At 37.6% G+C, this 11731-nt stretch carries 12 protein-coding genes; 4 read left to right on the top strand and 8 right to left on the bottom strand.

The window, feature by feature from the left end:
• Positions 1–247: 247 nt before the first annotated feature.
• The 4 genes from LDK52_RS10480 to LDK52_RS10465 all read left to right on the top strand — a co-directional run bounded on the left by LDK52_RS10480 (position 248) and on the right by LDK52_RS10465 (position 5003).
• A complete protein-coding gene (locus LDK52_RS10480) occupies positions 248–1735 on the top strand; it encodes a DUF6583 family protein (protein WP_277585914.1) in 1488 nt (495 codons plus the stop codon).
• Between the two features lie 256 nt (positions 1736–1991).
• The gene (locus LDK52_RS10475; protein ID WP_277585913.1) at positions 1992–3212 is read left to right on the top strand and encodes an ABC transporter permease; all 1221 of its coding nucleotides are present in this window, start codon (positions 1992–1994) and stop codon (positions 3210–3212) included.
• Positions 3212–4366, top strand: coding sequence for an ABC transporter permease (locus tag LDK52_RS10470; protein WP_277585912.1), 1155 nt, complete (start codon positions 3212–3214; stop codon positions 4364–4366). Before LDK52_RS10475 ends, LDK52_RS10470 begins: the two co-directional genes overlap by 1 nt.
• Positions 4329–5003: an ABC transporter ATP-binding protein gene (locus tag LDK52_RS10465; protein WP_277585911.1), complete on the top strand. Its 675-nt coding sequence runs from the start codon at positions 4329–4331 to the stop codon at positions 5001–5003. The genes LDK52_RS10470 and LDK52_RS10465 overlap by 38 nt, the downstream gene beginning before the upstream one ends.
• Before the next feature lie 198 nt (positions 5004–5201).
• Here LDK52_RS10465 and LDK52_RS10460 read toward each other — a convergent pair whose 3' ends face one another.
• The 8 genes from LDK52_RS10460 to LDK52_RS10425 all read right to left on the bottom strand — a co-directional run bounded on the left by LDK52_RS10460 (position 5202) and on the right by LDK52_RS10425 (position 11731).
• Entirely contained in the window at positions 5202–5360 is a 159-nt protein-coding gene (locus LDK52_RS10460; RefSeq protein WP_277585910.1) for a YwzD family small protein, read from the bottom strand.
• Between the two features lie 739 nt (positions 5361–6099).
• Positions 6100–6309, bottom strand: a complete 210-nt coding sequence (locus LDK52_RS10455) for a hypothetical protein (RefSeq protein WP_277585909.1) — start codon at positions 6307–6309, stop codon at positions 6100–6102.
• A 171-nt stretch (positions 6310–6480) separates the two neighbouring features.
• Positions 6481–7434 (bottom strand): bile acid:sodium symporter family protein, encoded by a 954-nt coding sequence (locus tag LDK52_RS10450; protein ID WP_277585908.1) that lies wholly within the window; start codon positions 7432–7434, stop codon positions 6481–6483.
• Positions 7435–7593: 159 nt separating this feature from the next.
• Complete coding sequence (locus tag LDK52_RS10445; RefSeq protein ID WP_277585907.1) at positions 7594–7893, bottom strand: Zn-ribbon domain-containing OB-fold protein; 300 nt, start codon at positions 7891–7893, stop codon at positions 7594–7596.
• Between the two features lie 4 nt (positions 7894–7897).
• A complete protein-coding gene (locus LDK52_RS10440) occupies positions 7898–9031 on the bottom strand; it encodes a thiolase C-terminal domain-containing protein (protein WP_277585906.1) in 1134 nt (377 codons plus the stop codon).
• A 2-nt stretch (positions 9032–9033) separates the two neighbouring features.
• Positions 9034–10509 carry a class I adenylate-forming enzyme family protein gene (locus tag LDK52_RS10435; protein ID WP_277585905.1) on the bottom strand — a complete coding sequence of 492 codons (1476 nt, stop codon included), beginning with the start codon at positions 10507–10509 and terminating at the stop codon, positions 9034–9036.
• Positions 10510–10992: a PPC domain-containing DNA-binding protein gene (locus LDK52_RS10430; RefSeq protein ID WP_277585904.1), complete on the bottom strand. Its 483-nt coding sequence runs from the start codon at positions 10990–10992 to the stop codon at positions 10510–10512.
• Positions 10985–11731 carry an SDR family NAD(P)-dependent oxidoreductase gene (locus LDK52_RS10425; protein WP_277585903.1) on the bottom strand — a complete coding sequence of 249 codons (747 nt, stop codon included), beginning with the start codon at positions 11729–11731 and terminating at the stop codon, positions 10985–10987. The genes LDK52_RS10430 and LDK52_RS10425 overlap by 8 nt, the downstream gene beginning before the upstream one ends.

The following is an 11731-nucleotide window of genomic DNA, read 5'->3' as shown; positions in this document are numbered from 1 at the left end:
TCCACTGTTTAACGAATAATTGCTTCTTTACATAGAGTTAGCTGTAATTGTTCCTTATTTTTCAGAATTGTTTGCTACACAGGGACAATGTCGAAAAAGAGCGAAATTCCAGATTTTTCAGAACTACATGTAGATAAAAGTCCTTTTAGAATTATTAATCTGCTATAATTATTTATAGATACATATAATGTAAATTAAAGAAATAAGTTAGTCGTCTACAAAAATATGGAATTGGAAGGAAGATTGTATGAAGAAAAAAACGTGGATTATTGCTATTATTTCTATTTTTGTTGTTGCTGGAGGGGCATCTGCTTTTTTCCTACTGGATAAGACGCCGAAGGAACAGTATTTTTATTCCGAAATTAAAACTATTCAACATATCCAGGAGCTTGTCGAAACACGCTATGAAGATGAGTCAGAATGGGCAAGTATCGGTAGAACAAAAGCTACAGACAGCACATATGAATTATCGGGCGAATACGAAGGTAATACGGATCCTCAAATAGAACATATGCTTAATAATTCAAATATTTCCCTAAGAATTGCGGCTGATCCAAATGAGCGCGAGGTGGAGACCGAGATAAACGCAACAGTTCTTGGTGTAGATGTGGATCCGATAAAAGCCTATATTACGACAGAAGAAGTTATTGTTGGCCTTCCTTTCTACGATCAATTGATTCAGTTAAAGGATAAAGACTTTGGTAAATTTATGACTACTTTAGACCCGAGCTATGAAGGCAGTGAAACGCTTGGTCTTGATAGTTTCTTAGGGGATAAAGGTTTGTATACAGAGGAAAATCTGGAGTATTTAAAAGATGAATATGCTATGTATATATATGAATCTATTCCGGAAGATGCTTTCACAGTGACAGACGAAACAGTAGATGTAAATGGAAAATCTATAAAAGCAGAGAAAGTTGCGATGACGCTTACGGAAGCTGAAGTACAAAAAATCTTGAAAGATGTTCTTCAAAAAGCAAAAGAAGATCCTAAGTTTGAAGAAATTGCAAAGGAATCTACTGAAAGCTTCATAGACCAGTTAAATTTAGCTAGTAGCACGGTAGAACCTGTTGATTATGGTGAAATGATGGATGAGTTAATCAAATCTGTCGATGATATTAACCTACCTAGTGGTATTAACTCAACCATTTGGCATGATTCTAATTTAATCGTTAAACGAGATTTTAATGTTGAAACTCCAGATGCAGGAATATTTGCAATTGCTGGGACACAATCATTAGAAGAAACTGCGCAAAACTGGGAATATTCAGTAGGTGTAGATAATGAAACATTGAATATTACAGGGAATCTTTCGGCTACTAAAGATGGTATTTATACGGATGAAGTTTCCATATTGGATACGAATAACGTTGGATTAGTCTATAACGCTGAAGAAAAATTAGCGGGGGAAGAAAGAACATTCGAACGTACATTTATGATGGAAAATGAAAATCAACCTATGGAATTTTTATGGAATGGGAAATCTAACTTCAAAAAAGACACGATGCAAGCTGATCATGAATTTGTTATTACAATAGATGAAAGTTCCAATGCAGTTATAAAAATTGGCCAAGAAAGCAAGATTATTAAAAAAGTAAATCTACCGGCTGACTCTGAAAAAATGGTCAATATCGGAACGATGGATTCCGATTCACTACAGCAATTACTAACCGAAGATATTTACCCTGAAATGCAAAGCTGGGGAATGAACATCATGCAGCAATTCGAACAATAAACGTACTAAATCTTTTAATGCATTTAATATTGGTTAGTGAAGCTCTATTCTAATAAAGGTTAAAACTATCGCTTTATTGATTGTGGTGGAAGGCGGCGACTCCAGTTGGAACAGCGCGAGCTGAAAGCCCCGCAGGAGCATATGTTTTAGTAGTGACGAGGAGATTGAAGCCGTGCCCGCGGAAAGCATCCGCCTGTAACGAAAATCAACAGCAATGATTAATCATATCTAATTTAAAGAAATGAGTGAATGCATCTTGATCCAACTGAAAAAGATTGCTTTCTTTACGACTCAATATGGAAAAAGTATTCAGAAGAAGTGGAAATCGCTTCTTCTGCTTTTTCTTTTCCCTATTTTACTGTTAGCTTCTACACTTGGAATTGTCGCTTCTCTCTTTGCTCCTTCAGCTAAAGCACCTGTTACCGTTGCTTTTGTAGATGAAGACCAAACAGAAGAAACGAACATGCTACTGGAATTCATGTCCCTCTCCATCGATAAAGAGGAAGGTATTGACATTATTTCTATGTCCAAAGATGCTGCCAATGAACGAATAGAAGATAATGAAATAAGTGCATATATCCTGTTTCCAGAAGGTTTCACTAAAAAGCTATATAAAGGAAAATCGGTCTCCCTAACGATTGTTGGTAACCCCTCCAAAACAGTAGATAGCTTCATCGTCAAAGAATTAGCGGAAAGTATGACACGTTATATTTCCTCTGCTCAAGCTAATATTCTAACGGTGTATGACTATGTCAGTAATACATATATTCCGGAAGAGGATTTAGAGAAGCTTCTATTTGATACATTTATCGAATTTACTTTGTATACATTAGGAAGTGGACAAATTCTAGATGAAGAAGAAGTGACGAACATCACCACAACCTCCCCTACTAATTATTATGTAGTAGCTGGATGGTTTAGTGCATTTACTATTTGGCTATTTGGAAGCTATTCATTATTAAGGAAAGATACCCATGAAGCAATGCGAAATCGGTGGAAACTACTTGGAGTCACCCATTGGCATACGACTATTTCGCAAATATTTATTTCTCTGCTAGTAGGTATTGCATTTGCTTCTATTGCTTTTATTCCGGTTAGCAAATACTTCGCAGTAGAGTTATTTATTGTCGATTATTTCCGATTGCTCTTGTTCGTCCTTTTATATGGTTTACTTCTATTAATAGGTTTAGCACTCATAGACTTATGGATTTCATCTAAAAAAGTAGTGCTGCTCCTTCAATTTTTCTCTGTTGTACTATGGATAGTTTCAAGCGGAGCATTAATTCCTACGATTTATTTTCCTTTATTCTTAAAAAATGCATTACCATTATTCTTCTCTTTCGAAAGCTTCCAGTGGATCGTAGAAATAGTTTTAGTTGGACGAAACTACGCAAGCTTTACGTCTTTAGGAATTCAGACGTTAGTATGTTTACTCCTTTTGTGGATCTCTACCCGGTGGAAAGATAGGTGGAAATGATGAAAGCTATACTTGCTATACAAGCAATGCGAATGCGAAAAGAGTGGAAGACTTTATTAACATGGCTGTTACTACCACTCCTTCTCACAGTATTAACGTTCAGCACGCTAAATAAATTAGGGGATGAATCCAAAGTTCCAATTGGTTTAGTAATAGAGGAAAACTCCCCCCTTTCGGATAATCTAGTTCAACGAATAATGGATACGGATTACTTACAAGTAAATATACTTGACCTTCCAGAAGCAATAGATCTATTGGAAAAACATGAGCTCGACAGTGTATTTGTCATTCAGGATGGTTATGAGGAAGATATTCTAAACAATCGCCGTTCTCAACTTATTGAGGCGTATTCATCTAATAGATCTTTCGCTTACTTTGCTGTTGCAGAGACGATTAGCTCCTATGTTCAAGAAGAGGCAACTCGGACGAAAGCAGCAACAAAAATAAAAGATTTATACGAAAAGTATGGCTCCAGTGAAGAATGGGACCGAGAAGAAATCTTCCAAACGAGTAAAGAAAAACAAGAAGCAAAACAGCTAATTACGACAAGCTTTTCGTTCCAATGGACACCAACAGAAACAGGAAGTGATACTACCTCTCTTCTATCTATTTGGGGTATTTGGGCATTCTTCCAAATCATCGCTACATTATTTCTCTTCGATTGGATTGTAAAAGCTAATAGCCCATTGATAAAAGTGCGTTGGACGTTTACAAAAATATCATTAAATAGCTATATTAGTTGGAATTTATTGTTCTACACGGTTTTACTATTTGTTATGGATGTAGTCACTTTATATGTTCTTCACTTATTAGATTTAGCATCTCCAAGTGCTCGCCTATACTTTGCCCTACTTGGCTTCCGGGTAACGATAAATATTTTAGCTGCGCTACTTGCTAAAGGCTACACTAATAGTTTCTTCTATTATATTAGCGCCATTGCGATTTCTCTTATCCTAACGATTTGTGGGGGTGCATTTATTCCAATTGATTCTATTATAAGTAGATGGCCATGGATAGCGCCTTTCAGTCCAGTTTATTCATTGTTACAGGGTGAGATTGCGTATGGATTTTTAGCTGCCATTATAGTCATTGCAATAGTTAAAGGAGGTATTTTGAGTGCTGCAAGTAAGTTCCCTACAAAAAAACTATCATAAACACAAAATATTAAACGATGTAAATATTCTAGTGAACCGAGGAGAAGTTGTCGGGTTAGTCGGAGAAAATGGAGCCGGTAAATCGACGCTATTGGAAATTTTAGCAACGGTGCTTCCTCAATCCAACGGCAGTATTGTACTAGAAGATAAATCATATTCAAAAGACATAAAAAGCATCCGCAAGTTAATAGGATACGTCCCTCAGGAAATCTCTCTATGGGAGGAATTCACAGTAGCTGAAAACTTTTTGTTCTTCGAAAAGCTATCCTGGAAAAGAAGATCATTAGAGGAATGTAAACAACTCTGCCTCGATATGCAGCTAGACAAATGGGATGAACCAGTAGCTTCCTTATCCGGTGGTATGAAACGGAAACTAAATCTCGCAATCAGCCTTATCCACGACCCAATATTAATCCTACTAGACGAGCCAACCGTAGGAATCGATATGAAATCGAAAGAAGAGATTGGAAACTATTTAGTGAACTTAGCAAAAAACGAAGGAAAAATGATTATCTACACTTCTCATGACATGACCGAAATCACCTCGTTTTGCGACCGCATTTACTGTTTAGGGGAGGACCCGTTTTACAGGAATTTACTCAAATCGAAGGGTTTGACTGTGGAAGAATTGGTATAGGTAGAGAATTTTTTTAATGTTTCCTGTAAAATGTTCCCTGTGCATCTAACTATTCTGACAATTATCCTGTGTAACTAACTCAGTACTGCTTTACACTCATTCGGCAATACTTTCTCTGAATCTGTCAGAATTGTTTTCTACACAGGGACAACAACAAATTCGCCCTCAAGAACTATTGTCTTGAGGGCGATTTTTTATTTAACTCTTAAATGTTCTATTTTTATCCATCAAGACTTTCAACTGAGCTGATATCTCTTCGATAAACTCGCTTGCTTTGATTGTTTTATTTTCGTTTCCTAATGTATAACCGTATTCTAATATTTTTTTGAATTCATGATTCAATTCTAGTGCCGTCATGTAATGCTCCTCCTACAACTAAATTGTAACTGACTACATTGTAAATTAAAAATTGTCCATTTTAGGGAATGTCGTTAAAACTTAATGGTTTAGTAATATTTTGAAACACCTTATCGGTAGCCATTATTATTTTGGTGTATTTCTTCATTTACAAGTTGAATTTGTTACTCTCCCTTTATACCCCTTAATACCCTTTATTAATCTACCTTAATACATAATATTGAAATAATCATACCACTTTTTTATCGAACAGGTATTTTGAACCACAAAATTCACATGTTTTAATGATTCTTTAAAAACCTTTAATGATTGACTTGTCGTTATTTGTTCAACTAATATTCTCCAAATAACATTCTCAAAATGGAAATTATGCAGCATATTAGTAATGCACTAATTAACTGATATTTTAAAATCAAAATTTTTTATAGGTAATACGCATAACATTGATTATCTTTATACTAATACTTACTGTACAAAATGCTTAAAATTTCTATAGAAACTGAGTAAATCTATGAAAAATGATCATAGCATTTCACAGATAGGTTTAATTTTTCTAATTAAAAGTCTATCAATCTCTTCACCAATGTACGCTAACGCCGTTGCAGGAACACTGGCAAGTAGAAATCCTTGAACAAATCGCAAAATGACAATGATTAAAAATGAATCGGTAAGGGAAATTAGTAAAAATGGTAGCACTGAACTTATAAGAGAAAATTTAATATATAGTATGCGACCCTTTCTAACCGAAAAAAAAACCGAATACAAGAAGTCCTATCATAAGACCAACTGTAGTCATTGATAATGACATGCAGGCGTAGGAAACTGTAATATTAAATTCAGTTGTGAACGTAGGTAGAATCGGTTGCACTGAATACATCGTTCCTAAAACAATTTTCCAAAAATGAAAGTTTTTTGTTGTATAGCCTGTATGTACCCTTGTATTAGTCAATTAAATCACCTATTTTCTTCGGAAGCCTTAGATTTATTATTATTAAGTGATCCCTGTGTAAGAAACAATTCCGAATTGTTTCTTACACAGGGACAAAAACGGGACAAAAACACACCCTCCAGCTGCAAGCAAGAGAGTGTGCGAATTTCATTCAGATGTCGGAATTGTTTCTTACACAGGGACCAAAACAATCTTCTTGCGAGCAAAATAATTCGACATGATAGCTCCAAGCGTCAAATTGATTACCATATTTACTACTGCCGGTACTGCTGCAAGCGAACTCACATGCTCTAATGCCAGAGTAGCTGCTAGTGCCGTATTGCAAATACCAGTCTGAAATAAAATCGAACGTGCCGCTGCTTCTTCTATCTTTAATAATTTGGCTATATAATAGCCACCAAACATAGGAATGGCAACTTGAAGAAAAACTGCAATAGCAATAAGAGGCAGTAGATGCAAATTTTCCTCAAGGGAAGACTGTGCACTAGAAATAACCGAAACAATAATTAAAAATAAGGCAAGCTGTGAAAGAATAGCGGTATAAGGTTTCACCTTATTAACGGTTTGGCTGAATTTCCATTGTAAAAAAACACCTAAAAATAATGGAATAAAAACGATATAAATAATGTTTAAAAAAATTGCCCAAAACTTAATGGGAATAAGCTGACCAGCAAATAGTTGTGTTAAAGAAGGCGTTAGAAGTGGAGATATGATAGTATCTAGTGTCGCCATCGTAATACTTAATGCTACATCCCCTCCTGCTATAAAGGAGTATAAATTAGCTGATGTCCCGCTTGGCACTGTTCCCGATAAAATTACCCCAATAGCTACTTCTGGATAGTCCCCAAAAAACAAATAGGCCACTCCAATTGATACTCCAGCCATTATAGTCCACTTTAGCGCTATACCAACAAACGCATTTTTAGGGTGTTTTATGGAAGCGATAAGCTGTGATGTAGCCAGCTGCATACCCATTAGTAGGAAAATTGCACCGAGACCAAATCCCGTCCAACCACGAAATCCTCGAAATGCTTCAGGAAAGAAGTATGCGATAATGGCTAGCGTGACTATCCAAACAGGTAAAAAACGCGAAATAAGCGAAGAAATAACTTTCAATGAGCACACCATCCCATACTAAACTGAACGACTTCTCCTAACAAATAGAGCATCGCTAATTCTATTAACTTAAGGAAGCTCGAGGTGCTAGACACTTTAAATAGCGCAAGTTTCTAAGCATTATTTTCCTTATTTTCTAAAAACCTGTGCCAAAAAGCACAGGTTCGTTTACACTTTTTTATAAATATAAGCTCCAGCTTCTACTCGATCCAATTCGACGGAATCTCCAATCGACACCTCGCCCATTAAACGGCCAGTAACCTTCGCAGTTGTATCTATTAGTTGAACTAATACCACATTGTATGGTGCAATTTCTGCAAACTCAACAGGTGGAACATGGATTTTCGTGAAACTATATATTGTTCCATGATCAGAAACTTCTAGCTCCTGTAAATCCGGAGTACCACAACTCGGACAGTAAATACGTTTAACAACTGTGTCATGCCCACAACAAGAATACACTTTCATGTGATTACACCCTCTCCAAGATATGAACAGCTGAATAAGAACCTGTCCCACCTAAATTTTGAGCAAGTGCAATTCTTGCACCCTTTACTTGGTTAGGAGCAGTACCATTAAGCTGATGAACGAGCTGGTAAATTTGAGAAAGTCCGGTTGCTCCAATTGGATGACCTCTAGAAAGTAGGCCACCACTCGTATTGACCGGTTTTTTGCCTCCTGGTTTTGTATGCCCTGCTTCAACAGCTTTCCAGCCTTCTAGTCTTGGGAAAAACCCTAATTCTTCGATAGCAATGATTTCGGTCATGGAGAAACAATCATGGATTTCAATCACATCAATATCCTCTGGACCTAAACCTGCCTTTTCATATGCTCGTCTTCCAGATTCTCCAATAGCAGGAATAGATAGCAATTCCGCTGCATCCTGCATTTGTGTAGGACCTGATACAAGGGCAGATGCTCTTACATGTATAGCACTTGGCTTCCTCGAAAGGACAACCGCCGCAGCTCCATCTGTCATCGGAGAGCAGTCGAATAATCCTAAAGGCTCCGTAATCAGGCGTGCGTTCATTATTTCTTCAATGGATGTTGCTTTCTGGAACTGTGCAAGCGGATTATTGAGAGCATTTTCTCGGTTTTTCAATGCAACCATCGCTAAATGTTCCTTAGTTGCTCCAGTTTCATGGAAATATCGATGAGCAAGTACACCAAAGAAACCTGGGAAAGTCAGCCCCGCATGTTTTTCATTTGATTCGGTATCCATAGCGGCGTTAATAGCTTGTGTTACATCTGGAGTATTTGCATGTTTCATTTTCTCTACTCCAGCAACTAGAACTGTATCGTATTCTCCACTCATAATCCCTAATATTCCTTGACGTAATGCAATACCTCCAGAAGCACAGGCACCTTCTACCTTTGCAGTAGGAATATAACCAAGTCCTAGATCATTTGCAACGATTGCTCCTAAAATCTCTTGATTACTCATACTTCCTGCAAGAAAATTCCCTACAAATACTGCATCGACTTTAGGTCTACCTGCTGCTTCTAGTGCCTGACGACTTGCATCTAACAACAAACTTTTTAATGTTCTGTCCGAATGGTTTCCGAATTTTGTCATTCCTACACCATGTATATATGTTTTGGTCATCGTTACACTCCTACATGTTGTGACTTCAATTCACGTTTCAATATTTTTCCGTATGAACTCTTAGGTAGTGCATCTACAATGTGTATTTCCTTTGGCTTTTTAAAACTTGCTAAATGGTCCATGCATAAAGCTAAAAGTTCACTATTTCCAACTTCTGCAGTACCATTTAACACCACATAAGCAATGATATTCTCTCCCCATTTATCATCTTCAACGCCTATTACACATGTTTCTTTCACACCTGGATGTAGATTTAATACTTCTTCTACCTCACGGGGATAAATATTAACTCCACCCGAAATAATTACGTCTTTCTTACGATCGACGATATGTAAAAACCCTAATGCATCGCGCCAACCTAAATCTCCTGTTTGCAGCCATCCGTCTATGAGTGTCTCTTCTGTTGCTTTTTTATTGTTCCAATAGCCTTTCATGACTAATGAACCTTTACAAACAATCTCACCAACCTCACCATGTGCTACTTCTTCGTTCTTATCATTGACTATCTTCATATCAACAAAAGGACCAATTTTACCACATGACTCTAATCTGTTCGGAAGCTCGTGACGAGGCATCATAGTTATACACATCGGTGCCTCCACTTGGCCATAAGTTTCCACAAAGACTGTTCCTGCTTTATCCAACGCTTCCTTGAGCTTAGCCGCAGCAATTGGAGATCCTGCCATATTAATAGATTTAAGTGTTTCCAGTTTCGTTGCATCGAATGAAGGATCCTGTATCATCAAGTTCACCATAGTTGGCACCATGAAGATGACGCTTACTCGATCTTCTTTTAAGTGATCCAAAAATTGATCTGATTCGAATTTATCGTAGACGATCTGTGTCAGACCGTATAGCCAAGCAACATGACTGAGAAAATTACTTCCATGAGTTAACGGAGCGACATGCCCGATTATATCCGAATAATCTACATTACAGACTTGCGCTAACGATAAGGAACCGGCAATCATGTTTCGGTGACTTAACATAACACCCTTAGGACTACCCGTCGTTCCTGATGTATACATAATAGCAAAAAGATCATCTTCCTCTACCTGCTCCAAAAATCCTTGACCGTAGTGGTCTTTAATCACCTTTTCATACTGTTCACCAATATAAAGCTCTGGAAGTTTTACACTAAGTGTAGACAATAGTTGCTCATCGCCGATTATCAAAGAGACATCTGCATCATTTACCATATAGTCCAATTCTTTAAAATGAAGACGATAATTAAGTGGAACCTTAATAATTCCAGCATGTGCAAGCGCTACATCCAACTCAACATGCTCTAATCGGTTTTTCATCAATACGGCAATACGGTCTCCCTTTTGGATACCGATTGCATGAAAATAAGCAGATAAAGCTAGTGTTCTTTTTTTAAATTCCTCGTAGGTGAGTGAACGATCCCTATCCTTCACTGCAACCTTATCTGGATTGGCATCTGCAGCCTTTAAAGCCAATTTACTGATTGTCTCCATTTAAAGCCCACCTTTCGCAAATTGGAATACGGGCATTCCCCATATTTCATCTTCCTTACGTTGCATTTCTACGTCTTTTAACGGAAAAATAATATACTCAATCGTTACCGCTACCGGGTTCTCATCCTCAAGGAAATGTCCTCCATTAATAACAGAATTGCAGTCTACAAATACGCCATGCATGTGAATATCCGGGTTGCCCTGCTCATCGAATCCTACAAAGCCCGTTGCAGATAACAATTCCACAGGAGAATCAGTGCGCTTTTTGGTAGAATATTTAATCCGTCCTTGCGTACCATCCCGCTCTACTTGAACATAAGTAGCATGTTGCAAAGAGCCGATACACTGAAAGTGAGCTGCCGTTACACCATGCAGGTGGCAAATTTCTTTAATACCTTTGAAAAGATCTATATCTTTTGTCAAACGCCCCACGATTCTCTGAGTTGTTATATCATAGACGGATTGTAGTGGTGCGTTAGCCAATACTGTAACCCCCATCTACTTTTAACACTTGAGAAGTAGAGTAGCTAGCTGTTTTAGAGGCAAAATATAATACTGCCTCTGCAATATCATCCGGAGTTCCCATTCGATCAATCACTTGATCAGAAGTATCATAAGGCACTCCTGCGGTAATTCCAGTAGCCACAGCTCCTGGTGCTACCGAATTACACGTAATTCCATATTTACCTACTTCTTTCGCAATCCATTTTGTCAGAGCAATAACTCCTCCCTTGGAAGCAGAATAAGCAGGACCGGAACGTCCATTTTTTACACCACCAGAAACGACCCCGCCGTTTATCCCAGAGATCGAGCTTATATTGATGATTCTTCCATAATTAGCATCTCGCATATGTGGGTATACACAAGCCTGACTGAACAAGAAGGTTGCCTTTAAGTTTGTATCTAAATCACGATCCCACATCTCAACAGTCATATCTTCCAGATCCAGTCGACTACATGTACCTGCATTATTGACTAAGATATGTATCTCTCCAAATTTTTCAATCGTTCGTGCAACAGTTGCTTGGACAAAATCTTGATCTCGAATGTCCCCTAAACATTCTAAGTAAACAGAGTTCCCTAATTGAGCAATTGTTTTTTCACATGAATTTAAGTCGACAAGAACGACATTAGCCCCTTCGTTTGCAAGCTGTATAGCAACAGCCTGGCCAATTCCACTAGCTGCACCAGTGATAATAGCTACTTCTTTTGAAAACTTCAT

It is taken from the genome of Psychrobacillus antarcticus (assembly GCF_029533155.1).
Taxonomy (GTDB): Bacteria; Bacillota; Bacilli; order Bacillales_A; family Planococcaceae; genus Psychrobacillus; species Psychrobacillus antarcticus.
Note: the sequence above shows the minus strand (reverse complement) of the source record. Positions and strands in the feature narration are given on the sequence as shown.

Bases quoted from the DNA above. Each gene is read 5' to 3' on its own strand.
- LDK52_RS10480 (WP_277585914.1), top strand. From the start codon at position 248: ATGAAGAAAAAAACGTGGATTATTGCTATTATTTCTATTTTTGTTGTT.
- LDK52_RS10470 (WP_277585912.1), top strand. From the start codon at position 3,212: ATGAAAGCTATACTTGCTATACAAGCAATGCGAATGCGAAAAGAGTGG.
- LDK52_RS10460 (WP_277585910.1), bottom strand. From the start codon at position 5,360: ATGACGGCACTAGAATTGAATCATGAATTCAAAAAAATATTAGAATAC.
- LDK52_RS10445 (WP_277585907.1), bottom strand. From the start codon at position 7,893: ATGAAAGTGTATTCTTGTTGTGGGCATGACACAGTTGTTAAACGTATT.
- LDK52_RS10440 (WP_277585906.1), bottom strand. From the start codon at position 9,031: ATGACCAAAACATATATACATGGTGTAGGAATGACAAAATTCGGAAAC.
- LDK52_RS10435 (WP_277585905.1), bottom strand. From the start codon at position 10,509: ATGGAGACAATCAGTAAATTGGCTTTAAAGGCTGCAGATGCCAATCCA.
- LDK52_RS10425 (WP_277585903.1), bottom strand. From the start codon at position 11,731: ATGAAGTTTTCAAAAGAAGTAGCTATTATCACTGGTGCAGCTAGTGGA.